The following is a 21,907-nucleotide window of genomic DNA, read 5'->3' as shown; positions in this document are numbered from 1 at the left end:
CAGAGCCGAGTTCGAACCGTTGGATCGCCCGCTAATCCTGCGGCGTCGGGCGCACATCCGCTCCCGGCGACACCGTCTCTTCGACCTGTGTGTAGACGAGGACTGCCGCGAATGCTGCCAGCACCGCGCCGACCTCGAACGGAACCGCGAATCCGAACTGGACGAGATAGCCAGAGGCGAGCGGACCGATGGCGGTGCCCAGTCCGAACGACATCGTCAGGATGGAGAGTTGCGTGCCCGACTGGCCCTCACGCGCGAGGTCGCCCGCGAGTGCGAGCGCGGGGGCGAACACCAGCGCACCCGAGACCCCCTGCACGAGTCGGGCGGCGAGCATCTGCATCGAAGTGTCGACGAACCCCTGTACCAGTGTCGAGGGAACGAGCACGACGAGTCCGGCGACGATGAACGGGCGGCGTCCGAAGCGGTCGCTCGCCCGCCCAACCGGGGTCTGGAGGACGACCTGCACGAGGACGAACGCGGCGAACTGGAGGCCGAACCACGTCTTCCCCTGGTCGAGTCGGTCGTTTATCATCGGCTCGATGGTCGCGAGCAGGGCGATGCTGACGGCCAGAAACAGCGTCGCCAGTCCGAGCGTGAATACGGAGTCGAGTCCACCCCGTTTTCCGCGTATCGAGAGGTCGAACTCCTCGCCAGCACTGGCTTTGGTGTTCTCGGGGTCGCTCACCAGCAGGGTGACGAGCAGGTAGCTGACGAACGCGCCGACCGCCGCGAAGTAGAAGGCGGCATCGAAACCGGTCATCTGGAACCCAGAGAAGTCGTAGGGGCCGCCGTCCACGACCGTTCCTGCCGCGATGGGGCCGAGACCGAACCCGAGCAGACGGAAGGTGTTGAAAACGCCCATGTTCCCGCCCCGTGTGTCGGACGTCGCGAGTTCGTTGACCAGCGCGATGGTGCAGGGAATCGTGAACGCCACGCCGATCCCCTGGAGCGCCCGGATGACCAGCAGCGAGACGTAGTTTCCGGCGAAGGCATAGGCGACATTGGTCACCGTCAGGATCGCCAGTCCGAACAGGATGAACACCTTTCGCCTGCCGGTTCGGTCGGAGATGCGCCCCGCGAACGGCTGGGTGAAGCTGTTGAGAAAGCCGAACAGCGAGAGCACGATACCGGTCACCATCGTCTCCGCGAGGCCGAACGTCTCCCCGGTGACCGCGCCGCTGGCGATATATACGGGCAGAACGACGATGAGAAAAGAGTTCCCGACTGCGTCGGCCATCCGCGCCAGCGCTAATGCGAGTACCCGCCTGTCGATACCGAACATTCGATTCGAAATACCGACTACGTGCTCAAGACGATTGTGATGGTCGTCGTGATAACAGCTAATACCGTACTCGGCGTCCATGGTACCATGGCTCGTACTGTCAAATTCAGTCATCTAGCGTCTACGCTCCAGCAACTGGACTACCCCGTCTCGCGTAGCGAGGCGACGGCGGAACTGGACGACGTGACACTCGTCCTCGCAGAAGGCGAGGAGAACCTCGGGGAACTCGTCTCGCAGACCGAACAGGAGACCTACCGGTCTGCAGAAGACCTCGAAGTCGAGGTCAACAACGTCCTGCCGCGGGAGGCGGTGGGCGAACCGTACCAGTCGGAAGGCGAGGGTTGAGACAGAAAGCCGAAAGTGGGGGTTGAGAACGGAGATGGAGGGCGAAGAGCGAAGACTGGGAGCGAAGACTGAGAAGCACGCCGTTTAAATGGGCGCGTCGGCTATCCGGGGACAACGATGGAGTTCTGTGACGAGTGCGGTTCCATGATGAAAGCCAACGATGGCTTTTGGGTCTGCGGAAGCTGTGGCAACGAAACGCCCAGAGGTGACGCCAGTGAGTACGTCGTTACCGAAGACCAGGAAGTCAGCGAGATAATCGAGAGCGGCGGCGGGAGCAGTGGCCTGCCGACGACCAGCGCGCAGTGTCCGAACTGCGACAACGACGAAGCCTACTGGTACATGCAGCAGATTCGGTCGGCTGACGAGAGCGAAACGCGGTTTTTCGTCTGCACCGAATGTGAGCACAAGTGGCGCGAAGACGATCATTAATACCGACCTTTTTCTGCGGTCGGGTGCCGAGACGAGCGCCGCGTGGCGCTCGTCTCGGCCTCCCTCCCTGGAGAAAGCTCGACCAAAAGCACTCCTCACCCCCTCAGTCGCGTCTTCGACGCTCCTTCGAGGGATTCGTCGGCCCGGAAAATCGAAGATTTTCCGGAGAGTCACCTGGTCTCTGGCGGTTGTGTCGCCGGACGACTTTCGGCGGTTGATCGGCCTGCTGATTTACGACGACGGGTCAGTCAGCCGCTTTCTGGACGCGCCCCGAAGCAGGCTGAGCCGACCATCGGCTCAGCCTGCTTCGGGCGGGGAGGAATGGGGTCTCGCGGTGCGTCGTGCCGACCGTCGCACGACGCACCGCACTGCGGTTGCGGTATTTTGTCCTAGCGACTCCTGCTGTACCGTGACTTTCGAAATGCTGCGGTCGTAGAAGGGAGCCGGTTTTTCGGCGGCTGTATCACCTGCTGATTTCCGGCGGTCGGACGCCCTGCCTACTGCTCAATCCGAATGCTCACTTCGTTCGGCGACGAGAGCGTAGTGGAACGGCGGGAGGTCGACCGTCTCTTCGATCGAAAACCCGCTCTCTTCGAGCACGGCTTTCGTTTCGTCGAGCGACATCCGCAGGTCGGTCGGCGGTCCCCGAGGTTCGCCGTCGAGCGTCGTCTCGGTGCGAGGCCGGTCGTGCCAGTTGATGACCGCGATCCGTCCGGCCGGTTGGAGTCCGCGCCGCACCTCGCGCAGGAACGACTCTTTCTCCGCGACTCCGTGCAGAATGTTCGCAACTAGGGCGAACGAGACGGTGTCGGGAAGCAACGTGGAGAGATTCCGTGCGTCACCGCAGATCGTCTCGATCTGGTCGGTGACGTCGCGCTCCTCGGCGATATCCGTGAGTTCCGCGAGCAACTCGTCGTCCATGTCGATGGCGTACACTGCCTCAGCACGCTCGGCAGCCGGGATGACGAAGTAGCCGTTTCCACAGCCGATCTCCGCGACCGTCTCTCCCGATACGACGCCGAGCGTCTGGAGGAGGTCGCTCGGCTCCGGCCAGAGCTGTCCCCACCAGTCCCAGTCGGGTTGTCCGGTGTTCTGAAAGCGCGTCATCGATCGGAAGATGGGACAGGGGGTAGTTCAGCGTTCCCTCTCGGCGGGGGAATTGCAGCCGAAGCGACGACTTCGAAAAATCGGACGAACGGAACCGGAAAATCGACGCAGACCGTCACGTCTTCCGTGCGAACGTCAGATAGCCCGTGTGCCCGACGCCCGTCGTCGTCGGGCGCGTCCCGCGCTCGTCGAAGTCCATCTCGCGCTGGATGGTCTCCATCGTCCGAACGTTGTCGAGGTTCGCCTCGCGTGCGGCCTCCGCGACGTCGCGCGTGGTCTCCACGAACGGGGAGTAGACGCCGAGCGAGCCACCCTGGGCGAGCAGATCGGGTGCGTGCGCGACCACCGCTGCGGCGTCCGGCGTGTCGAGCGTGAGCACGTCGAACTCGCCGAGGTCGTCGAGATGCTCGGTCACGTCGCCAGTTCGTACCTCGACTGTATCGGCCACGTCGGCCATCTCGATGTTCTCGCGGGCCACCTCGGCGAACTCCGCTTTGCGTTCGAACGTGACGACTTCGGCACCGATGCGACCGAGATACCCTGCCAACACGCCCGTTCCGGTGCCTGCGTCGAGGACGCGATCACCTGCAGCGACACCCGTCTCGCCGACGACCAGCCCAACGTCGCGGGGGAGCATCGGTGCGCCGGTGCGCTCGAAATGGTGGAAGAGATCCGGGCCACGAAGTCGGCGAACCGTGAACTCTTCGCCGAGATGCGTGGCCAGGGTGTCGCCCGGCTGAACGTCTTCTGGAACCGTCAGCACGCCGAGGTCGGTCTGCAGTTCCTCGCCGGGGTCGCGCAGGTACTCTCGGTCGCCGTGAACGAGAAGAACCGTCACTCCAGTCGCTCGACCGCCGCCGCGAGGTCGCCATCGGTCGCCTCCAGAGCCTCGCGGGCTTCGTCTTCGCTCGCGCCCGTGCGCTGGGCGACGATCTCTACGTCCGCGTCCGGCACCTCGCTCGCGGACTCCGTACTTTCTTCGTCGTCAGCCGCCTCGCTTGCGCCGCCGGACGCTTCGCGCGTGTCTGCATCGCCGACGACCTGGTAGGTCTGCTGACCGCGGGCGTCCATCCGGGTGACCTCGGGGTCGCTGAAGACGAGTTCCTCGCCGTCGCCCGTGCGGATGATCACTTCTTCGGCATCGATATCGTCTACCTCGATGCCCATTTGCTTCATCATCTGTTGCATCTTGCGTGGATTGAGTCCACCGCCGCCTCCTCCGAACATACGCGAATGGTCGGAACGAGGAAAAATAAGCGTGGCGGACGAGCGCTACTCGTCTCTCCCGTCGCGCACCTTCACCGCCATCCCGGTGTCGAAATCCAGGATGGCGTCGGCGTCGAGTTCCGCCCGTCCGACGGCGAGCAGGTCGCCGTTTCCGTGTGTCACCAGCACCTCGTCGCCAGCGCGAACGTCGGGGTCGACCTCGGTGACGAACTTGGCGAAGACGTTCTTGCCGTCGCGGACGAACGGCTCGCTCTCGTCGCCGACGACGACGCGCCCCGCCAGGGAGTCGAGTGCATCGGCGAGTCGGGAGCCACCTGCCACCCCGAGCGTGAATCGACCATCGGTGGCGTAGGTGACGAGCCGCGACCCATCGGCGTGGATCTGCTGTGGCCGCCCGGACGACGAGCGACGAATTTCGAGGTCTTCGTCCGGTGGGAACAGTGCGTTGCCAGCACCTGCTCCGAACTGGTAATCGGCGGTCACGCGAAGTGCGGGCAAATCCTCGGCGTCGGTCATTGGACTGGATTCGTAGCGGGTCGGTGAAAGCCCTTCGACATCTCCCGAGTGATATGTGTTAACGTACCATTGTCACTTGGTACCATGTTCCAGTCTATCGATTTGAGAGCGATTTATTAGTTATGAGATGCAAGGAGGGGTATGAACTCGAAAGAACTGTTCGGAATCGCGTTATTACTCGTGGGCACCGTCCTGATCGTCGGTGTCACGACGATGGGTGCATCGTTCACGACGAACGCCCTCGCTGGTCTCTCCACGCTGGTGCTCGCAGGCGGCGCGCTGATGTACGGAACCGCAGAAGACGGTCGTCCGGTCTAAAGAAGGAACGTATCCGAGCGTTCGCTGAGGTCGATGAACGAGTCGGCGGCGGCGACGAGTTCCTCGGCGGACGATTCTTCGAATCCCATCACTTCCACGCGCACACCTTCGTGGCGAAGATGCGTCGCGAGACGCGCGAAATCACCGTCTCCGGTACAGAGGACGACGGTGTCCACCTTCGGCGCGAGCGTGATCGCGTCGAGACACATTCCCACGTCCCAATCGGCCTTCTTCGATCCATCGCCGAACGTCTTCAGCGCCTTGATCTTCGTCTCGAAGCCGATATCGGTGAGTGCATCGAAAAAGCGTTCTTCGTCGGGGCTGTCGGCCTGGATGACGTAGGCGATAGCTCGCGTCAATTCACGATCCTGGACTGCCTTCGAAAGCAGAGACGAGTAGTCGATATTCCGACTGTAGACACTTTGGGCGGTGTGATAGAGGTTTTGCGCGTCGGCTAACACCGTGACGCGCTGATCCGAATGAATCTCCGTCATACGTGGGTATGATAAGTACTCACATAAAGAGGTTCCTCCTCTGTACTCATCATCTATCTGGTGTTTCGAACCACGTAAGCGAGAGGGAATCGGGGTCGAGTATGTAGTATCGCTCCCACGTCGGCGCGAGACTGACGACCCTGGTCGTTCCGAACGTCGTCTCCGTGTGTTGATGGTGATGGCCGACGAGACAGAGGTCGGGTTCGAGCGTCGAGATCAGATCGTCGATGTATCCGCATCCCACGTCGTACTCCTCGGAAACCGGCAGTCCGTGTGGCGCTTCGTGGGTCAAGAGCACATCGACAGATTCCAGTGCCATCGCTCGTTCCACGTCCTCGTGAGTGAAGTGGCGGCGACGGTCGCCGATGAGGTTCGCACGCGGGCGGTCGTACTGGGTCGGCGCGTAGTTGCCCGAGAGTCCGGCGACTCGAAGCCCTTCGAGTTCGACGGCGGTGCTCGCGAGAAGATGGGCATCGCGGACGTTCGAGTTCGAGATCAGCCCGTTCCGCAACGCCGCGATGACGTCGAAGTCCTCGTTGTTTCCCGCGATGAACCACGTCGGCGTCGGCAGATCGTAGTACATCAAGTCACCGAGTTGCAGCGCGACGTCCGCATCTGCCTCGCGGTAGGCCGCAAAGAGCGCGCGCCGGTTGTCGGGATCGGCAGCGTGGGCGTCTCCGAGGACGAGCATCTGTATGGTATATTTTCGACAGCGTGATAAGACCGACGGATTTCAGTCATCCGACGAGGACGAGTGTGACCGCGGCGAATATCAGGAGACCGACGCCGAAAAAGAGGAGTTTGATGTCACTGTCCAGGTTCTTCGCTTGCAGGTCCGTTGCATCGACGATGCCGGTTCGAAACCCCAGTGCCTGTGCGTTCGTCATCGCCGCACTCATTCGAACGGTTCCGGTACCGCCGAGTGCGAGCAGTAAGACGACCATCCCAAGTCCGAACACGCCGATGAGCGCGAGTTCGGACTGCGTGACGAAGAAGACGAGAGCGACGACGATCCCGGCGTAGAAAAGCGTGTAGCGCACGCCGCACCGTGCGATGAGATCCCAGTTCATGAATAGATGAATGGATGATAGGTATTTGAATCTACTCCGGAGAGTGTTACATGGTTCGCCTGTGACGCAAAGCATAAGACCCTCCGCAACAGGTGTGTCCAATATGCTACGTGCTGTGACGCTCACTGCTCACTATTTCGGGCGAGTGAGCCACAGCACGGTCGGAAAACGCACAAAACGCGCGGCGTAACCGGTTCGTGGCGGGCGTGGCACCCCCGTTCCGAGCCATCCTCGTTCTGTACCGCGCGACGACCGACTTCCGACCGAAAACAGATGACAAACACAGAATCACCGTTCCGCGGGGTCTATCCCGCGATGACCACGCCCTTTGCGGGCGAGCGTATCGACTTCGACCACCTTCGCAGTGACGCCCAGCGCCTCGAACGCGCTGGCGTCGACGGCCTCGTCCCTGTCGGTTCGACCGGCGAGAGTGCGACCCTGACGCACGACGAACACGTCGAGGTCGTCGAAGCGGTCGTAGACGCAGTAGACGTTCCGGTTATCGCAGGCACCGGAAGCAACGCGACCCACGAAGCACTCGAACTTTCGCAACGCGCCGCAGACGCCGGGGCGGACGGACTCCTTCTTCTCTCACCGTACTACAACAAGCCCGAACCGGCAGGGATGGAACAGCATTACCGAACCATCGCCGACGGGGTAGACCTCCCGCAGATCGTCTACAACGTCCCGTCGCGCACGGGCCGAAACATCGACGTGGAGACGACCGTCTCGCTGGCGGAACACGAGAACATCGCCGGGTACAAGGCCGCGAGTGGCGATCTCGGGCAGATCGCCGAGATCATCGAACGAACCCAGGACGAGGAATTCGCAGTGCTGTCGGGCGACGACGCGCTTACGCTCCCGATGCTCGCGCTCGGTGCGACCGGTACCATCAGCGTCTCGGCGAACATCGAACCCGAGCGAACCTGCGAACTGGTCGAATCGGCACTCTCTGGTGACTACGACCGGGCGCGCGAACTCCAGCGTGAACTCGGCCCGCTCTTCCGCGAACTGTTCGTGGAGACGAACCCGATTCCGGTGAAGGCCGCGATGGAACATCGGGGCTACGGGCCGGGCGAACTCAGACTGCCACTGTCGCCACTCTCGTCCGAACACCGAGAAGAACTGGCCGCAGTACTCGACTCGCTGGAGGGAACCAGATGACGGAGGTAATCGTCACTGGCGTCACTGGCCGGATGGGCAGAACCGTCATCGACGAAGCCGCCGCCCGAGACGACGTGGAAGTCGTCGCTGGCGTGAGCCGCGACCCACCCGCCGAGGTCGACGGCGTCCCAACCGCACCAGTCCAGGAGTTCGGGGCGGTACTCAGGGAGCACGACCCCGACGTACTCGTGGACTTCTCGGCCCCGTCGAGTAGCCAGAACTACGTCGCGGTCTGCGGAGAAGCGGGCATCGCCTGCGTCGTCGGGACGACCGGATTCGACGAGCAGGGCGAATCCGTCCTGCGACAGGTGAGCGACCACGTGCCCGTCCTCAAGGCCAGCAACTTCTCCCGAGGCGTCCAGGCGCTCCTCCGGGCTGTCGAAGGCGCGGTCGCCGATCTTCCCGACTACGACGTCGAACTGACCGAGACGCATCACAATGGCAAGCAGGACGCACCGAGCGGGACGGCGAAGACCCTCCTCGACCGGATCGCGTCCGCGGGCGGCCCCGACGAGCAGGTTCACGGGCGCGAGGGAGACGCTCCGCGACAGTCGGGCGAGGTCGGCGTCCACGCACGCCGAGCAGGTGGAATCAAGGGCGAACACGAAGTCATGCTGGCGAACGACCACGAAGAACTGCGGCTCGTCCACCGGGCTGGAAGCAGGTCGGTGTTCGCCGACGGTGCCCTCGACGCGGCAGTGTGGCTCGCCGGGCGGAATCCGGGTTGGTACGACTTCAGCGAGGTGATCGCAGAATGAGAAACGAGATACGAGATTTGTGGCAGCGATACGATTCGGGTGAGTTGGATGCACAGAACGCAGGAACGGACGAACACGCGACCCTCGAAGCGTTCCTCGACGCACTGGAAGCGGGCGAGGTACGCGCCGCCGAGAAGCACGGTGACGAGTGGGAGGCGAACGAGTGGGTGAAGCAGGGAATCCTGTTGAACTTCGGCCTCCGGAACATCGAAGGGCGCGAGTACGGCGACGTGACCTACCACGACGTTCTCCCCCTTCGGCAGACGGACGACCTGCCCGGAAGGGGAACCCGCAACACGCCAGACGGAACCGTGCTCCGCCGGGGCGCACACGTCGGGGCGAACTGCATCCTGATGAGTCCGAGTTTCGTCAACGTCGGCGCATACGTCGGCGACGGAACGCTGGTGGATTCCTGCGATACGGTCGGGTCCTGCGCCCAGATCGGCGAGAACGTCAAACTCGGCGCGAACGCCCTGATCGGTGGCGTCCTCGAACCCGTGGAAGACACGCCCGTCATCATCGAAGACGACGTGTCGCTGGGTGCTGGCTGCCGGGTCACCTCGGGATTCGTGGTCGGCGAGGGAAGCATTGTCGGCGAGAACACCCTGCTCACGCCCAGAATCCCCGTCTACGACCTCGTGGACGAAGAGATCATCTACGGCCACCTGCCACCGAATCGCCGGGCGTTCACCCGATTCGTGGAGTCCGGTCTCGGCGACCACGCACTGTTCGACGGCGGGGCTTACAAGCCCGCCGTCGTCGCGCTTCACGTGGAAGACGACACGCTCGAACAGGTCGAGCGTGAGGAGGCCCTGCGATGAGCGACGACCGACCGGCAAGTGACAACCTGCCGGTACGACGACTCGCCGATTGGTCCGACCAGCGACTCGACGCACTCGCCGCCGACCACGGAACGCCACTCTACGTGGTTGACCTCGCTCGCGTCCGAGAGAACTACCGGCGATTCGAAGGCGCGTTTCCGAACGCCGAGGTTCACTACGCTGCGAAGGCGAACACCTCGCAGGCCGTTCTCCGCACGCTCGAAGCCGAAGGGTCGTGCGTCGAGTGTGCGTCCGCGGGCGAAACCGAGCGGGCGCTCGCCGCCGGGTTCGACGGGGAGCGAGTCCACTACACCGCCGTCAACCCGCCCGCAGAAGACCTCGACAGGGCGGTCGAACTCGCCGACGACCATCCTGAACTGACCATCACGGTCGGTGCAGCGGACACCATCGAACGACTCGCGGAGCGCGGCTACGACGGACGGCTCTGTCTCCGCGTCAACCCCGGTGTCGGTGCCGGACACCACGAGAAGGTTCGAACCGGCGCGGACGCCAAGTTCGGCGTCCCCTACGACCGTACAACAGACCTGCTCGAAGCCGCAGCCGACGACTTCGACGTGGTCGGCATCCACGCCCACGCTGGCAGCGGCATCACCGGCGACGACCTCGGCAATCACCGAGAACTCGTCTCGCGGATGGGCGAACTGGCGCGGGAGATTCCGCTCTCCCTCGAATTCGTGGACGTCGGTGGCGGCTTCGGCGTTCCGTACCATCCCGACGAATCGCCGCTCGACCTCGATGCGGTCGCGGACGCGACGCGGGACGCGCTCGGTGACATCGACGCGACCCTCGTCGTTGAACCGGGACGCTATCTCGTGGCCGACGCTGGCGTCCTCCTGACCCGCGTGAACACGGTCAAGGAAACGCCCGAGACGATGGTGGTCGGCGTGGATGCCGGGATGACGACGCTCGCACGGCCTGCGCTCTACGATGCCTACCACCACGTCCGCAACGTCACCGGAGACGACGCCGAGGTCGAAACGACCGTCGCTGGCCCAATCTGCGAGAGTGCAGACACCTTCGGCGAACACACGCTTGCTGCGCCACAGCGCGACGACCTGCTGGCGGTCGGTAACGCAGGGGCATACGGCTACGAGATGGCCAGCCAGTACAACTCACGTCCCCGTCCCGCAGTCGTCGTAGTGGACGGCGAGCGGACTGCGGTCGCCAACCGCCGAGAAACGCGTGCCGACGTGACGGCGACCGAACAGGAGGTGGCGTGGGTATGACCTTCTCGTTCGAGAAGTACCACGGCACCGGCAACGACTTCGTCGTCGTCGATGCAGACGCCTGTGTTCCCAACCGAGCCGCATTCGCCCGTGGAGCCTGCGACAGGGTCGAGGGGATCGGCGCAGATGGCGTGCTGTTTCTGGCGCTCGAACCGGATTACCGGCCGCCACGGGTCATCATGACCCTCGTCCAACCGGACGGAAGCACTGCGGAGATGTGCGGAAACGGAGCGCGCTGTGCGGCCGTCTGGGCCGCCGAACAGACCGGCGCGGACGAAGTGATGATCGATACGCTCGCCGGGACGCGCTACGCGCAGATAGACGACGGCGGCGCGACCATCGAGATGGGCGCGCCGCGATTCGACCCTGACGCCGTTCCGGTCGCCCAGGACGAACCACTCGTCCAGGAGCGCATCGGCAAGTACGAAGTGACGGCGGTGAACACGGGCGTTCCACATGCAGTCGCCTTCGTCGACGACGTCGACGCAGTGGACATCGAGCAGGTCGCGCCACAGATTCGGCACGCAGACGTGTTCCCGGACGGTGCGAACGTCACCTTCGCGTCACGTCGACCGGGTGGATTCGACCAGCGCACCTTCGAACGTGGCGTCGAAGGCGAGACGCAATCCTGTGGAACCGGCGCGGTAGCGATCGCCGCCGTCGCGGAGCATCTCGAACTCATCGACGACGAACACGTGTCTGTCTCGCCGCCGGGTGGCGAGCTCGAAGTGACGCTCGGAGATAGATACGCGACGCTCTCCGGCCCCGTCGAGCAGGAGTTCGACGGTGACGTGAGCGTGTCCGCAACGGGACGGATCGATTCGGAAGCATGACCGCCTTCGACCCCATCACGTTCCTCGAACGGGCGGTGCAGACGCAGTCACACGAATCGGTCGCGGAGATGCGAACCCTGCTCGTAGACACCCTTGACGCGGCTGGCGTCGAATCCCACGTCGATGACGCAGGAAACGTCATCGCCGAGCGTGGCGGGGGGGAAGATGGCCCCCACGTCGTGCTGAACACGCACATCGACACCGTGCCGCCACACGTCCCGTTTTCCCGCGACGACGACGAGATCCGCGGTCGGGGGTCCTGTGATGCGAAGGGACCACTCGCGGCACTCCTCGACGCCTTCTTCGCAGTCGAACCCGACCGAGGGACGGTCACGCTCGCGATCACGCCCGACGAGGAGACGAACTCGACGGGTGCAGCAGCACTCGATATCGATGCCGACGCCGTCATCGTCGGCGAACCGACCGGTCTCGACGTCTGCAATGCGGCACGTGGGCGATTTCAGGCGACCGTGACACTTCGCGGGGAGAACGCTCACGCCGCCGACCCCGACGACGGGGTCAATACCGTCGGTGCGCTCTCGCCCGTGCTCAGCGCGCTGGACACCTTCGACCCCGGCGAGGCGCATCCCGAACTCGGTGCGCCGACGCTCACGCCGACGACGGTCGAGGGAGGGACGGCAACGAACCAGATTCCCGCCGAATGTTCGTTCGTCGTCGATCGGCGAAGCGTCCCACCGGAGGGGGCAGAGGAGTTCCGGAAGGGTCTCGAAACACACCTTCGCCGGGCCGCACCTGTGGAAGTCGATGTGGAAGTCGCGCTCGCCGAGCGCGACACACCGTTTCTCGAAGCGTTCGAGACACCTGCCGATTCTCGGTTGGTGCGGGCGCTCCGAGACGCCAGCGGCGGCGAGGTGCGCCCGTTCGGTGCGGCGACGGAAGCCTCCTATTTCGCGCAGGGCGCACCGACCGTCGTATTCGGGCCGGGCGTCCTGGCCGACGACGACGGTGCGGTGGCACACGGCCCCCGCGAGTACGTGCGCGTGGACGAGGTCGAAGCAGCAGCAGACGCCGTGACCGAAACACTGCGAAAACTGCTCGCGTAGTTCGTTCAGCTTTCAACCGACGAACGTTCAGAATTCGTCCGCCAGATACGCGCCGATGTAGCCGCCCAGAGCACTCAACCCCATCGTGTAGAGCAGTGCGAACACGCCGAGGAGGACAAGGAAGACCAGGAAGCCACCTGGAACACCACCGAACGCGACGAGACCCACGAAGAGGAAACCGACGAGGATCATCGGTATCGTTGCGATCGCGCCCGAGATGGCCCCGATTCGAACGCCAGCGTCGGTGTTCGCGTCGTTGAGATAGGCCGCGACGGCACCACCGAGGATGGGCGAGAAGGGGACGAAGGCGGTGACGATAGTCACGACGGCTCCGATCACTGCGTGGATGAGTCTATTGTCGTTTCCCATACGCTATCTATTGGTCACCAGCGAAGATAAACGTCAAGGTGGCTGTCCGGTCGAAAATAGCAGACTGGTTCGACCAGGAATCGAATCTGACCACTCGAATCGAACTATTCAAAGGCGTGCAAGATTCCGTCGTACGAGGTCACGTACAGCGTGTTCCCGGCGAGTGCGAGGTGCGTCGTCGGTGCGTCCAGCGCACGGTTCCACAGCGTCTCACCAGTCTTCGCGTCGAGTGCGACGAGTCGACTTTCGTCACTGATTCCGTCGTGAAGCGGCACGTAGAGTACGCCATCCGCGAGCACCGGTTGGATGTACCAGCTACCGGATCCGTCGAAGGTTCTGCGCCAGCGAGTCGTTCCGTCCGTTGCGTCGTGGGCGGTGATCTTCGCGTCGAAGCGACCTTCGACGTAGCCCGCTCCGTGTATCTTCTCGACGAAGACGCCGGTCTTTTCGAACACGACACCATCGCCGACCACCGGCGTCGAAGAGAGCGTTCCAGAAGGTCGTGACCAGACCCGTTTCCCGGCAGGAGTCAGTGCGAAGAGTCGCGGTCGTTTCGGGTATACGTCGGGATGCCACTCCCCTGACGCGGCGACGTACACGTGCCGAGAGCCGACTGCTGGCGGGGTTTTCGTGATCCCCTCCGGGTCGTGTGTCCACTGCTTTTTCGGTGGATGACCCAGAAGGGATGCGAGTGGGTCTTGCCGACGATTTCGGGCGACACAGCCATCCCAATCCGTCGGGATGTAGAGTCCGTCTGACACCGCAGGCTGTGTCGGATACGGCCAGATTTCTTCGGTTCGCCACTGTCGGCGTCCGTCCTTCGCATCGAGCGCGACTATCCGGGGGTCGCTCGGTGCGTAAACGGTTCCATCGGCAACGAGTGGGGCGAGAGTGTTTCTATTGCCAGTTTTCTGCCGCCATTTGCGGTTACCAGTGGTATCGAACGCCGAAATCGCGCTCGTGTCGGCCACAGCGTCCCACGTCGAAATGAATAGCGTTTCTCCGGCGAATCCAGCGCCTTGGTACGTTTCGTCGCTCCGGGTTTCCCAGACGACCGAACCATCGCCGGTCCGGTGGGCGGTCAGCGACTCGCCGCCGACGTACACTCGGTCGCCGATGATGACCGGGGAGGTCGTCAGCGCGTAGCCGCGAAATTCGTCTCGGCGGTCGTACGTTCGAACCTGCCAGCGTTCCGTCGGTGGCGATTTTGGCCCGGATGCGTGTGGATTGTAGCCCGTGTTTCTGGCATCGTGTGCAAACAGCGGCCAGTCGGCGCTGTCGTCTCGTTCCGAAACCGGTTGGTCGCCGAAGATGGCACTACAGCCAGCGACCGCGGTCGTTCCACAGACTGCGAGAAACGTCCGTCGAGTGGATGTTCCCATCAGCCGAAGAAGATGTCCACGACGTCGCTCCCGCGGTTACGGACATCCTTGTACAGTTCGGAGTAGCCGCAGTTGTCACAGGAAACGACGGTGAACTTCTTGGTCTGCACGTCGAACATCTTGCTCAGTCCGGAGTCGGTGGTCGAGATGGAGTCGGTGGAGGCGCTCGTGTGACCGCATTTCGGACAGCCGGAACTATCGGGGGAGTCAGGGTTCATTACGGACGAAACTACGTGTCGTCCTTGTAAATATTTTCTCGAAGCGAGGTTTATTAGGAGTCGTGAGAAATGTGATTTCATGTCGACATCAGCAACGTCCTACAGGAATCGATCACCTCCCCTCGGAATCAAAATCCTCTGTGTACTCGGTGGGATAAGCGCGATACTGGGAATCTTCGGTGGACTCGGCGCGATGGCCAGTTCGCCACTCGGACTGTTCGTCGGCCCGGTTGCCATCCTCTTTTCTGTCGCACAGTTCGTCGTCGTGTGGGGACTCTGGACGCTCAAACCGTGGGCGTGGACGCTCACGCTGATCGTGTACGGTATCGACCTCCTGCTCGATCTCATCCGTCTTCTACTCGGCAACTTCGGTGCCATCTTCGGTATCGTGATCGGTGGATTACTCATCGCCTACGTGTACAGCAAACGCGACTACTACCGCTGAACGCCCGAAAGACGGTGTGTCAGAACTCCGTACGCTCTTTGACGCCCAGCAACATCTTGCGCTCCATGACGAAGTGCGCCGGTTCCCAAAACAGGTAGTCAGCCAGTTTGCCCGCGAGCGTTGGTTTCCCTTCCGAACGCATCCGGGCGATAAATCGAGTCATCTCCTCGTCCATCGGGCGGAGGACGAACGCCCACGTCCATCGTGGTGATTCGACGGGTGGGCGAAGTACCAGTGCCCGACCGGGGTCGAGCACTGCGACCTCGGGGGCGGATTCGGGGGTCTGTGCCGGATAGTCCTCGGGAGCGAGTCGGATGGTATCTCCGACTTCGAGGTGCTGATGTTCCGGAAGGATTCGATCGGCGTTGTGGATATCCGCGCCGACGAGGTTCTCCAGCCAGTCGTAGCTGTAGAAGCCACCGCGACCCTGGCCCAGTTGGGCGAGCCACGGCCACACGTCTTCGACCGGTGCGTCGATGGTGATGGCGTGGGTGACCTGTGACCGGGCAGACGGGAGCAGTTCGTCGCCCAGAAGCGTCATCTCGACCTCTTCGTCGGTCGCTCCCCATCGAAGGTGCCACGGTCGAACGACGAACCAGTACGCGAGTGCGGCGAGGATCGTGGCCCGAGCGAGCACTCGTCGGCTGACCTTCGAGAACATGCAATCGGTAACGTCGCCGAGCGACTTAACGATGTTCGGCGTGGGGAGGCACGATTCGAACCGGCGAGATCAATCGAGTTCGTCCACCAGTTCGTCGGCGACGCCGGTGTAGCCTGCGGGGGTGAGGTCGTGCAGCTCCGCTCGCACGTCGTCGTCTACGTCCAGATCGTCGAAGAGGTCGCGGAAATCGTCGAGCGTAACGCGCTTCCCGCGAGTCAGGTCTTTGACGCGCTCGTAGGCGTCTTCGTGGCCCTCTCTGCGGAGGATGGTCTGGACTGCTTCGCCGATGATCTCCGGCGTGGCTTCGAGTTCGTCGCGCATGACCTGCTCGTTCGGGACAACCTTGCCGAGACCGTCCTGGGCTTTCGTGTAGCCGAGCAGGCAGTAGGCGAACGCTGCACCGATGTTTCGCTTGACGGTCGAATCGGAGAGGTCGCGCTGGAGACGCGAGGTCGTGACGTAGTCGCCGAGGAACGTGAGATCGGAGTTCGCTTTCGAGAGGTTGCCTTCGCTGTTCTCGAAGTCGATGGGATTCACCTTGTGCGGCATGGTCGAACTGCCCGTCTCGCTCGCCGTTGCCTCCTGTCCGAGATACCGGTCGCTGACGTAGAGCCACGCGTCGCGGTCGAGATCGAGCAGGACGTTGTTCGCGCCGCGGAGCGCGTCGAACAGTTCTGCGAGGTCGTCACAGGGGTTGACCTGCGTGGCGAGCGCGGTATGTTGGAGACCGAGGCCCGTCACGAATGTCCGGGAGAACGTCTGCCAGTCCACGTCGGGGTACGCCGCGACGTGGGCCGCGTAGGTACCGCTCGCCCCGGCGAGTTTGCCGGAGAGAGATTTTGCGGCCTGTTCGACTCGCACGATGGCGCGACCGAGACGGGCGGCGTAGACGGCCATCTCTTTGCCGAACGTCGTCGGCGTCGCTGGCTGTCCGTGGGTTCGAGCGAGCATGGGAACGTCGCGGTGCTCGCGGGCCATCTCGGCGAGGTCGTCGCGGACGGTGACGAGTTCCGGGAGCAAAACCTCCTCGACTGCGGGTTTGACCAGCAGTCGGTGTGCAAGGTTGTTCACGTCCTCGCTCGTCAGCGCGAAATGGATCCACGCGGAGAGGTCTTCGAGGTGGTCGGGAAGCGAATGTCGAACGAAGTATTCGACGGCCTTCACGTCGTGGTTCGTCGCCGGGTATCCGGCGTAGCCCTCGGTTTCGAGTGCTTTGACCACGCTAGCGTCGTCTTCGTCGAACTCCTCGTAGAGCGTTCGAAGACTGTCGCGGTCGTCGGACGAGATCTCGAACGGCGTCACGTCGAGGTCGGCCAGTGCAACGAGATACTCTACTTCGACTCGCACGCGAGCGCGCATGAGCGCGGCCTCGCTCGCATACTCGCGGAGGGGCGCGGTGCGACCGGCGTAGCGCCCATCAAGCGGCGAAACGGCGTATAGGGAATCCATACGTGTGCCTGCCGGGGCGTTCGGCAAAAGCGTATCGGTACGATGACGCACAGACGTGCATACAACGAGTAGAATATCATCTCGAACCGTGAAATCTATGCACTAGTATGTATATTCTGTCGCTCTCGACCGCAACTACTTTGCCCACGCCGGTCGGTCTTCCGACCATGACACAGATTGCGGGTATGGCCGGAAACCGTGGTCGAAATCTCTTGCACATCGACGATCTCACGCCGGGCGGGGCGGAACTCGCGGTCGTGCTGACGAACAGCGCGGACGCGCCGGTACTGGAGAAAGCGAAAGAACGCGGGATTCCGACCGAAGTCGTCGAGCTGGGCGACGACGAATCGCGGCAGGAGCACGAACGACGCGTGCTCGACGCGCTCTCGGGGTACGACTTCGACCTCGTCTGCCTCGATGGCTACATGCGTATACTCACGGGCGAGTTTCTCGACGAGGTCCCTGTGACGCTGAACGTCCACCCATCACTCCTCCCCTCGTTCCCCGGAATGGATGCGTGGGGCGACGCACTCGACGCGGGCGTGAGCCTGACCGGCTGTACGGTTCACGTCGTCACGGACGCGACGGACGACGCGGGCGAGGTAGACCCCGGAAAGGTAGACAGTGGACCGATCGTCACACAGGAGCCGATCCCGGTCTACGAAGGCGATACGAAGGAGATCCTGAAAGATCGCGTGCTGTATCAGGGCGAGTTCAAGGCATATCCCCGCGCCGTGCGGTGGTTCGCTGAAGGCGAGGCCGACGTCGATTACGACGCGAACGCGGTTCACGTCGCCAGCGACGAGGCTGACTCGCTGCCGGTTCGCCGGATCGAAACCACCGACCGCGCGGCCGAACTTCGGTACGGTGAGAACCCCCATCAGGACGCTGCGCTCTACGCCGACACTGCCTGCGAGGAGGCGAGCGTCGTCCACGCGGACCAGTTGAACGAGGGCGCGAAGGCGCTGTCGTACAACAACTACAACGACGCCGACGCCGCGCTGAATCTCGTCAAGGAGTTCGACCGCCCCGCGTGCGCCGTCATCAAGCACACGAATCCCGCTGGCTGTGCCACCGCCGACTCGCTCTCGGAAGCCTACGACCGTGCGCTCTCGACCGACGCGAAGAGCGCCTTCGGCGGCATCGTCGCCCTCAATCGTGAGTGTGACGAGGCGACCGCCGAGCACATCGTGGACTCGTTCAAGGAGGTCGTCGTCGCCCCCGGTTACTCCGACGACGCACTGGTGACCCTCTGCGAGAAGAAAAACCTCCGGGTTCTGGCGGTCGGCGAACTCGGAGACGTCACGGAAACCCACGCCGAGAAAGACATCGTCGGTGGGCGACTCGTTCAGGAGCGCGACCTGCAAGCGCCGACCCGCGACGACCTCGAAGTCGTCACGGAACGCGAACCCACCGAGGAACAACTGGACGCCATGCGCTTCGCGTGGCAGACCATCAAGCACGTCAAATCGAACGCCATCCTCTTCGCCAAAGGTACCGAGACGGTCGGCGTCGGCGCGGGACAGGTCAGCCGCGTGGACGCGGTCGAGATAGCGAAGACGAAATCCGAGCGCGACGCCGAGGGCAAGGACGCCGAGGGTGCGGTGATGGCCAGCGACGCCTTCTTCCCGTTCCCGGACGCCATCGAAATGGCCGCCGAGGCCGGAATCGAGGCAGTCATCCAACCCGGCGGGTCGGTCAACGACGACGACGTGATCGAGGCCGCCGACGAGCACGGGATAGCGATGGTGTTCACGGGGAGTCGGTGTTTCCGACACGACTGAACGAAGTGAAGGAGTGTCTGAAGCAAGCGAGACGCAGCGCCCACGGGCGACCGTCTCGCACGGTTTCCGACATGACTGAGTGGTAACGAAGGAATGTCGGAAGCTCGTCGTAGAGTGGAGCGAAGGGAACGACGGTGTTTTCTCACGATTCAGCTCGACTGACAGCTCTCTCCGACCGCGATACCGAGTCGATTCTGCTCGAAAGTGTGAATCTCCACGATGGTACAGTTCCCGTCCGCAGAGCGTCCGACGTTGACGCGACTCAGTGATTCATCGCGTGATGGCATTGAGGCAGAGACTACGAATGTTCCTGCCTCGTCGGGAAGTTCCTCAGTGATAGTAACCGACGGAACCACTTCTCCCTCTCGAGATTTGAACTGATATGTCTTCTCGTAGATGGTTTCGCCTTCGTAGTCGAGTGAAACGTAAATCGTGTGACCACTCGTCCGATCCCAATTTGCGATTATCACTCGGTCGACGAGGATGTCGTCGCTTGAGAGCATCGAATAGCCACTTGCGGCTGATAGAATCCCTCCGGCAGTAACTGACCGCAGGAATCGACGACGGTTCATCGTCTATTATCACGGGAGCAGTCGATTTAAAATAGTGTGTTCAGATGAACTATCGCCAGACGGCGATAGTTCATTCACAACGACTCTGTAAACTCGGCGATTGCTCGATTGAAGTGTTCCGGTTCTTCGAGCGTGATACAGTGTCCGCTCTCCTCGAACAGTTCGAACTCGGTATCCGGGACGCGGTCTGCTACGTCTTCGACGGCGGCGACGGTTCGCCACTCCTCGTCCGCGCTGGCGCAGACGAGCGTCGGAACGTCGATATCGGGGAGCACGTCGCGGTAGTCGCGCATCGTGTAGTCGAAGAGGATGGCGCTCTTGATGGGTGGGGGCGTGCGAGAGAGTTCGTCGAACACCAGCGTTCGCGTCTCGTCCGATGGTGGTTCCTCGAACGCCGCCTCGACGAGCTGTTCGATGAAGGCCGACTGGTCGGTCTGGATCAGTTCGAGGGTACCGACGAGGCGTTCCAGGTCGGTGCTCCCGTGCTCGAAATCGTCCCACTGAAACGCCGAGGCCGACATGTCCACGTTCACGAGTCCTCGAATTCCATCCGTTCCGAACTGGTCGACGTACTCCCACGCGACGAGCGCACCCATCGACCAGCCGACGAGAACGACGTCGTCCAGTTCGCGCTGGTCGAGGAAGGCACGCAGATCACGGGCGTACTGCGGTACGGTGTGCCCCATCTCCGTCTTCTCCGATCGACCGTGACCTCGGTAGTCGAGTGCGACCGTCCGGAAGTCGTCCGAAAGTGCCGACAACTGCGGCCTGAAGAACCGAACCCCCGTCATCACTCCCGGCAAGAAGACGACTGGCGTCCCCTCACCCCTCTCCTCATAGTAGAGAGTTGCTCCGTTGCACTGTTCGTACGGCATCACGCCTCTCACTCGTCTCGCAGGTGCAAAATCGTCGCGGCCAAGCGAGACCGGTGGAGAACGAGTTAAAGTGTTCGCACCACGAACGGCCAACCGATGGGACTGCTCGGTGATTCGAAAGTCAAGGCGCTGCTCGCCAGCTTGCTGCTCTCGCTGGTCGTGCTCGTCGGTATCGCCGCGCTCGGCTTGCTGGCGGCACTCTCGGCGCTCGGCAACCCCGAGTACGCCAACACGCCACTACTCATCGTGTTTCTCGACGCCGCCGCCCCCTACATCGTGGCATTTCTGCTCGATGGACTTCTCGCTGGCTTGCTCTTCGTCGCGCTGACGGTCACCGCCGCGCGGCGCGTGTCGGTGCCCCGCGACGACCGACTTGCTCGACTGCTCCGGCGGGCCGAGCGACTGTTTCCCAAAGCCGGTTCGCTCGGCCTCTCGAAGCGGGTCGAACCGACGAAAGAAGACCGTATGGACGAGTTGAAACGACAGTACGTGGAGGACGAGATCGGCGAGTTAGAGTTCGAGCGCCGGATGAAACAGCTCATGGATGGTTCGGAAGGCTCCGATGGCGAACGAGCGCGACGAGAGCGCAGGCGAGCAGAGCGCGAGTTCGACCGATAAACCGTCACTTCTCGACGCTCACCGTCCGCGTTAGTACGTCTGCACCCCAATCCAGAACTATCTTCACGTCGTCGCTGGCGAAATCTGGTACGTCGATGGTTTCGGTTCGGGTCGCCGATTCACCAGCGGGAATGTCCAGCATCAGTTCCGGCGTGTCGGAGATGAGGTTCGTCCCGAGTTCGGTGCGGAAGATGCCATCGCGGTCACCGACGTTTGCGACGGTCAGGGTCGCTTCGAGCGTTCCGCCAGCTTCCGAACTATCGGGTACCGAGAACTCACGAATCTCGAATGCGGGAGCATTGAGGAGTTTCTGACGCTCGTCGTCCCCGAGGAACCAGTGGACGAGTGGGTCGTCGCCCGTGTGCCAGACCACTGCGGCTTCGTCTGCGTCGGTCACGGGAACCGGAAACCCAAGTGAATGCCCGTCTTCGGATGGCGGTTCGAGCCACCGAACGTGCTCGTCCTGTGGAAACTCCGTTCCGTCGAGTTTCACGCTGAACACGTTCGTGAATTCGGTTCTCTCGTCTCCTTCGTTCTCGGTCACGGACACGTCCGCGACGACGAACTGACGGTCGGGGAGCGAGACGATGTCAGTGTGGATCTCGAACTCGACGACCGATTTCTGTACTCGCGCGTCGTGAACCGTGACGACGCGCCCGTCATCGGTCGTGTATGATTCTCCGAGGTGGCGTTGCACTCGCTGAGCGGGGTCGGTGTCAGTGTTGGTATTGGTGTTGGTCGTCGTTCGGTCTGTCGTCGTCGTTCCTGTACTGCCTGGACGACTGGTGCTGAGACAGCCAGCGAGTGAAACCGACCCGACTGCGAGGGTGGAGAGCAGTCGGCGGCGCTTCATGGAAAC

Annotated in this window: 28 protein-coding genes; 12 read left to right on the top strand and 16 right to left on the bottom strand. The window is 62.7% G+C overall.

What is annotated here, in order from left to right; genetic code table 11:
• Window positions 1–31 precede the first annotated feature (31 nt).
• Window positions 32–1,282: an MFS transporter gene (locus ACR3FE_RS09885; protein ID WP_458206946.1), complete on the bottom strand. Its 1,251-nt coding sequence runs from the start codon at window positions 1,280–1,282 to the stop codon at window positions 32–34.
• A gap of 87 nt (window positions 1,283–1,369) precedes the next feature.
• Here ACR3FE_RS09885 and ACR3FE_RS09880 point away from each other — a divergent pair, with 87 nt between their 5' ends.
• Window positions 1,370–1,627 (top strand): DUF5789 family protein, encoded by a 258-nt coding sequence (locus ACR3FE_RS09880; RefSeq protein ID WP_458206945.1) that lies wholly within the window; start codon window positions 1,370–1,372, stop codon window positions 1,625–1,627.
• Between the two features lie 117 nt (window positions 1,628–1,744).
• Window positions 1,745–2,056: a transcription factor S gene (locus ACR3FE_RS09875; protein WP_458206944.1), complete on the top strand. Its 312-nt coding sequence runs from the start codon at window positions 1,745–1,747 to the stop codon at window positions 2,054–2,056.
• A 504-nt stretch (window positions 2,057–2,560) separates the two neighbouring features.
• On the opposite strand, the gene ACR3FE_RS09870 is transcribed toward ACR3FE_RS09875, so the two are convergent.
• The 4 genes from ACR3FE_RS09870 to ACR3FE_RS09855 form a co-directional block, all read right to left on the bottom strand.
• Window positions 2,561–3,163 carry a class I SAM-dependent methyltransferase gene (locus tag ACR3FE_RS09870; protein WP_458206943.1) on the bottom strand — a complete coding sequence of 201 codons (603 nt, stop codon included), beginning with the start codon at window positions 3,161–3,163 and terminating at the stop codon, window positions 2,561–2,563.
• 115 nt (window positions 3,164–3,278) lie between these two features.
• Window positions 3,279–4,001 carry a methyltransferase domain-containing protein gene (locus ACR3FE_RS09865; RefSeq protein ID WP_458206942.1) on the bottom strand — a complete coding sequence of 241 codons (723 nt, stop codon included), beginning with the start codon at window positions 3,999–4,001 and terminating at the stop codon, window positions 3,279–3,281.
• Window positions 3,998–4,390: a nascent polypeptide-associated complex protein gene (locus ACR3FE_RS09860; protein WP_458206941.1), complete on the bottom strand. Its 393-nt coding sequence runs from the start codon at window positions 4,388–4,390 to the stop codon at window positions 3,998–4,000. Before ACR3FE_RS09860 ends, ACR3FE_RS09865 begins: the two co-directional genes overlap by 4 nt.
• A 45-nt stretch (window positions 4,391–4,435) precedes the next feature.
• Window positions 4,436–4,906: a PUA domain-containing protein gene (locus ACR3FE_RS09855; RefSeq protein WP_458206940.1), complete on the bottom strand. Its 471-nt coding sequence runs from the start codon at window positions 4,904–4,906 to the stop codon at window positions 4,436–4,438.
• Between the two features lie 141 nt (window positions 4,907–5,047).
• Between ACR3FE_RS09855 and ACR3FE_RS09850 the strand changes: the two genes are divergently transcribed.
• Complete coding sequence (locus ACR3FE_RS09850) at window positions 5,048–5,224, top strand: DUF8178 family membrane protein (RefSeq protein ID WP_458206939.1); 177 nt, start codon at window positions 5,048–5,050, stop codon at window positions 5,222–5,224.
• Here the strand turns inward: ACR3FE_RS09850 and ACR3FE_RS09845 are convergent.
• The 3 genes from ACR3FE_RS09845 to ACR3FE_RS09835 are packed head-to-tail and all read right to left on the bottom strand — an operon-like array spanning window position 5,221 to window position 6,788.
• Window positions 5,221–5,718 carry a LabA-like NYN domain-containing protein gene (locus ACR3FE_RS09845; protein ID WP_458206938.1) on the bottom strand — a complete coding sequence of 166 codons (498 nt, stop codon included), beginning with the start codon at window positions 5,716–5,718 and terminating at the stop codon, window positions 5,221–5,223. The two genes, ACR3FE_RS09850 and ACR3FE_RS09845, sit on opposite strands and share 4 nt — an antisense overlap.
• A gap of 49 nt (window positions 5,719–5,767) precedes the next feature.
• Entirely contained in the window at window positions 5,768–6,409 is a 642-nt protein-coding gene (locus ACR3FE_RS09840) for a metallophosphoesterase family protein (RefSeq protein ID WP_458206937.1), read from the bottom strand.
• Window positions 6,410–6,455: 46 nt separating this feature from the next.
• Window positions 6,456–6,788, bottom strand: a complete 333-nt coding sequence (locus ACR3FE_RS09835; protein ID WP_458206936.1) for a DUF8070 family membrane protein — start codon at window positions 6,786–6,788, stop codon at window positions 6,456–6,458.
• Between the two features lie 273 nt (window positions 6,789–7,061).
• On the opposite strand from ACR3FE_RS09835, the gene dapA reads away from it, so the two are divergent.
• Genes dapA through ACR3FE_RS09805 form a run of 6 tightly spaced genes read left to right on the top strand, consistent with a single transcriptional unit; the run spans window position 7,062 to window position 12,675 of the window.
• Window positions 7,062–7,952 carry a 4-hydroxy-tetrahydrodipicolinate synthase gene (dapA, locus tag ACR3FE_RS09830; protein WP_458206935.1) on the top strand — a complete coding sequence of 297 codons (891 nt, stop codon included), beginning with the start codon at window positions 7,062–7,064 and terminating at the stop codon, window positions 7,950–7,952.
• The gene (gene dapB, locus ACR3FE_RS09825; protein ID WP_458206934.1) at window positions 7,949–8,710 is read left to right on the top strand and encodes a 4-hydroxy-tetrahydrodipicolinate reductase; all 762 of its coding nucleotides are present in this window, start codon (window positions 7,949–7,951) and stop codon (window positions 8,708–8,710) included. Before dapA ends, dapB begins: the two co-directional genes overlap by 4 nt.
• Window positions 8,707–9,531, top strand: a complete 825-nt coding sequence (locus tag ACR3FE_RS09820) for a 2,3,4,5-tetrahydropyridine-2,6-dicarboxylate N-succinyltransferase (RefSeq protein WP_458206933.1) — start codon at window positions 8,707–8,709, stop codon at window positions 9,529–9,531. Before dapB ends, ACR3FE_RS09820 begins: the two co-directional genes overlap by 4 nt.
• Window positions 9,528–10,778, top strand: coding sequence for a diaminopimelate decarboxylase (lysA, locus tag ACR3FE_RS09815; RefSeq protein WP_458206932.1), 1,251 nt, complete (start codon window positions 9,528–9,530; stop codon window positions 10,776–10,778). Before ACR3FE_RS09820 ends, lysA begins: the two co-directional genes overlap by 4 nt.
• Window positions 10,775–11,611, top strand: coding sequence for a diaminopimelate epimerase (dapF, locus tag ACR3FE_RS09810; RefSeq protein WP_458206931.1), 837 nt, complete (start codon window positions 10,775–10,777; stop codon window positions 11,609–11,611). The genes lysA and dapF overlap by 4 nt, the downstream gene beginning before the upstream one ends.
• A complete protein-coding gene (locus tag ACR3FE_RS09805) occupies window positions 11,608–12,675 on the top strand; it encodes a M20 family metallopeptidase (protein WP_458206930.1) in 1,068 nt (355 codons plus the stop codon). Before dapF ends, ACR3FE_RS09805 begins: the two co-directional genes overlap by 4 nt.
• Window positions 12,676–12,702: 27 nt before the next feature.
• On the opposite strand, the gene ACR3FE_RS09800 is transcribed toward ACR3FE_RS09805, so the two are convergent.
• The 3 genes from ACR3FE_RS09800 to ACR3FE_RS09790 all read right to left on the bottom strand — a co-directional run bounded on the left by ACR3FE_RS09800 (window position 12,703) and on the right by ACR3FE_RS09790 (window position 14,644).
• The gene (locus tag ACR3FE_RS09800) at window positions 12,703–13,044 is read right to left on the bottom strand and encodes a DUF5518 domain-containing protein (RefSeq protein ID WP_458206929.1); all 342 of its coding nucleotides are present in this window, start codon (window positions 13,042–13,044) and stop codon (window positions 12,703–12,705) included.
• 104 nt (window positions 13,045–13,148) lie between these two features.
• Window positions 13,149–14,426, bottom strand: a complete 1,278-nt coding sequence (locus tag ACR3FE_RS09795) for an outer membrane protein assembly factor BamB family protein (protein ID WP_458206928.1) — start codon at window positions 14,424–14,426, stop codon at window positions 13,149–13,151.
• The gene (locus tag ACR3FE_RS09790) at window positions 14,426–14,644 is read right to left on the bottom strand and encodes a zinc ribbon domain-containing protein (protein ID WP_458206927.1); all 219 of its coding nucleotides are present in this window, start codon (window positions 14,642–14,644) and stop codon (window positions 14,426–14,428) included. The genes ACR3FE_RS09795 and ACR3FE_RS09790 overlap by 1 nt, the downstream gene beginning before the upstream one ends.
• A 79-nt stretch (window positions 14,645–14,723) precedes the next feature.
• Here ACR3FE_RS09790 and ACR3FE_RS09785 point away from each other — a divergent pair, with 79 nt between their 5' ends.
• Entirely contained in the window at window positions 14,724–15,089 is a 366-nt protein-coding gene (locus tag ACR3FE_RS09785) for a DUF2127 domain-containing protein (protein ID WP_458206926.1), read from the top strand.
• A 19-nt stretch (window positions 15,090–15,108) separates the two neighbouring features.
• On the opposite strand, the gene ACR3FE_RS09780 is transcribed toward ACR3FE_RS09785, so the two are convergent.
• On the bottom strand, window positions 15,109–15,750 hold the full coding sequence (locus ACR3FE_RS09780; protein WP_458206924.1) for a hypothetical protein: 642 nt from the start codon (window positions 15,748–15,750) through the stop codon (window positions 15,109–15,111).
• Window positions 15,751–15,819: 69 nt separating this feature from the next.
• Window positions 15,820–17,199, bottom strand: a complete 1,380-nt coding sequence (gene purB / locus ACR3FE_RS09775) for an adenylosuccinate lyase (protein ID WP_458206923.1) — start codon at window positions 17,197–17,199, stop codon at window positions 15,820–15,822.
• A 167-nt stretch (window positions 17,200–17,366) separates the two neighbouring features.
• On the opposite strand from purB, the gene purH reads away from it, so the two are divergent.
• Window positions 17,367–18,983 (top strand): bifunctional phosphoribosylaminoimidazolecarboxamide formyltransferase/IMP cyclohydrolase, encoded by a 1,617-nt coding sequence (gene purH / locus ACR3FE_RS09770; RefSeq protein WP_458206922.1) that lies wholly within the window; start codon window positions 17,367–17,369, stop codon window positions 18,981–18,983.
• A gap of 149 nt (window positions 18,984–19,132) precedes the next feature.
• Here the strand turns inward: purH and ACR3FE_RS09765 are convergent, their stop codons facing one another.
• On the bottom strand, window positions 19,133–19,486 hold the full coding sequence (locus ACR3FE_RS09765) for a hypothetical protein (RefSeq protein WP_458206921.1): 354 nt from the start codon (window positions 19,484–19,486) through the stop codon (window positions 19,133–19,135).
• A gap of 143 nt (window positions 19,487–19,629) precedes the next feature.
• Window positions 19,630–20,430: an alpha/beta fold hydrolase gene (locus ACR3FE_RS09760; RefSeq protein ID WP_458206920.1), complete on the bottom strand. Its 801-nt coding sequence runs from the start codon at window positions 20,428–20,430 to the stop codon at window positions 19,630–19,632.
• A gap of 96 nt (window positions 20,431–20,526) precedes the next feature.
• On the opposite strand from ACR3FE_RS09760, the gene ACR3FE_RS09755 reads away from it, so the two are divergent.
• Entirely contained in the window at window positions 20,527–21,048 is a 522-nt protein-coding gene (locus ACR3FE_RS09755) for an SHOCT domain-containing protein (RefSeq protein WP_458206919.1), read from the top strand.
• A 4-nt stretch (window positions 21,049–21,052) separates the two neighbouring features.
• Here the strand turns inward: ACR3FE_RS09755 and ACR3FE_RS09750 are convergent, their stop codons facing one another.
• Window positions 21,053–21,901 carry a hypothetical protein gene (locus ACR3FE_RS09750; RefSeq protein WP_458206918.1) on the bottom strand — a complete coding sequence of 283 codons (849 nt, stop codon included), beginning with the start codon at window positions 21,899–21,901 and terminating at the stop codon, window positions 21,053–21,055.
• Window positions 21,902–21,907 lie beyond the last annotated feature (6 nt).

The organism is Haladaptatus rarus (genome assembly GCF_054177585.1).
This window is presented reverse-complemented; position numbering and strand designations above follow the sequence as displayed.

Coding starts and splice junctions, on each gene's coding strand:
- ACR3FE_RS09885 (WP_458206946.1), bottom strand. CDS start 1,282: ATGTTCGGTATCGACAGGCGGGTACTCGCATTAGCGCTGGCGCGGATG.
- ACR3FE_RS09880 (WP_458206945.1), top strand. CDS start 1,370: ATGGCTCGTACTGTCAAATTCAGTCATCTAGCGTCTACGCTCCAGCAA.
- ACR3FE_RS09875 (WP_458206944.1), top strand. CDS start 1,745: ATGGAGTTCTGTGACGAGTGCGGTTCCATGATGAAAGCCAACGATGGC.
- ACR3FE_RS09870 (WP_458206943.1), bottom strand. CDS start 3,163: ATGACGCGCTTTCAGAACACCGGACAACCCGACTGGGACTGGTGGGGA.
- ACR3FE_RS09860 (WP_458206941.1), bottom strand. CDS start 4,390: ATGTTCGGAGGAGGCGGCGGTGGACTCAATCCACGCAAGATGCAACAG.
- ACR3FE_RS09855 (WP_458206940.1), bottom strand. CDS start 4,906: ATGACCGACGCCGAGGATTTGCCCGCACTTCGCGTGACCGCCGATTAC.
- ACR3FE_RS09850 (WP_458206939.1), top strand. CDS start 5,048: ATGAACTCGAAAGAACTGTTCGGAATCGCGTTATTACTCGTGGGCACC.
- ACR3FE_RS09845 (WP_458206938.1), bottom strand. CDS start 5,718: ATGACGGAGATTCATTCGGATCAGCGCGTCACGGTGTTAGCCGACGCG.
- ACR3FE_RS09840 (WP_458206937.1), bottom strand. CDS start 6,409: ATGCTCGTCCTCGGAGACGCCCACGCTGCCGATCCCGACAACCGGCGC.
- ACR3FE_RS09835 (WP_458206936.1), bottom strand. CDS start 6,788: ATGAACTGGGATCTCATCGCACGGTGCGGCGTGCGCTACACGCTTTTC.
- dapA (WP_458206935.1), top strand. CDS start 7,062: ATGACAAACACAGAATCACCGTTCCGCGGGGTCTATCCCGCGATGACC.
- dapB (WP_458206934.1), top strand. CDS start 7,949: ATGACGGAGGTAATCGTCACTGGCGTCACTGGCCGGATGGGCAGAACC.
- ACR3FE_RS09820 (WP_458206933.1), top strand. CDS start 8,707: ATGAGAAACGAGATACGAGATTTGTGGCAGCGATACGATTCGGGTGAG.
- lysA (WP_458206932.1), top strand. CDS start 9,528: ATGAGCGACGACCGACCGGCAAGTGACAACCTGCCGGTACGACGACTC.
- dapF (WP_458206931.1), top strand. CDS start 10,775: ATGACCTTCTCGTTCGAGAAGTACCACGGCACCGGCAACGACTTCGTC.
- ACR3FE_RS09805 (WP_458206930.1), top strand. CDS start 11,608: ATGACCGCCTTCGACCCCATCACGTTCCTCGAACGGGCGGTGCAGACG.
- ACR3FE_RS09800 (WP_458206929.1), bottom strand. CDS start 13,044: ATGGGAAACGACAATAGACTCATCCACGCAGTGATCGGAGCCGTCGTG.
- ACR3FE_RS09795 (WP_458206928.1), bottom strand. CDS start 14,426: ATGGGAACATCCACTCGACGGACGTTTCTCGCAGTCTGTGGAACGACC.
- ACR3FE_RS09790 (WP_458206927.1), bottom strand. CDS start 14,644: ATGAACCCTGACTCCCCCGATAGTTCCGGCTGTCCGAAATGCGGTCAC.
- ACR3FE_RS09785 (WP_458206926.1), top strand. CDS start 14,724: ATGTCGACATCAGCAACGTCCTACAGGAATCGATCACCTCCCCTCGGA.
- ACR3FE_RS09780 (WP_458206924.1), bottom strand. CDS start 15,750: ATGTTCTCGAAGGTCAGCCGACGAGTGCTCGCTCGGGCCACGATCCTC.
- purB (WP_458206923.1), bottom strand. CDS start 17,199: ATGGATTCCCTATACGCCGTTTCGCCGCTTGATGGGCGCTACGCCGGT.
- purH (WP_458206922.1), top strand. CDS start 17,367: ATGACACAGATTGCGGGTATGGCCGGAAACCGTGGTCGAAATCTCTTG.
- ACR3FE_RS09765 (WP_458206921.1), bottom strand. CDS start 19,486: ATGCTCTCAAGCGACGACATCCTCGTCGACCGAGTGATAATCGCAAAT.
- ACR3FE_RS09760 (WP_458206920.1), bottom strand. CDS start 20,430: ATGCCGTACGAACAGTGCAACGGAGCAACTCTCTACTATGAGGAGAGG.
- ACR3FE_RS09755 (WP_458206919.1), top strand. CDS start 20,527: ATGGGACTGCTCGGTGATTCGAAAGTCAAGGCGCTGCTCGCCAGCTTG.
- ACR3FE_RS09750 (WP_458206918.1), bottom strand. CDS start 21,901: ATGAAGCGCCGCCGACTGCTCTCCACCCTCGCAGTCGGGTCGGTTTCA.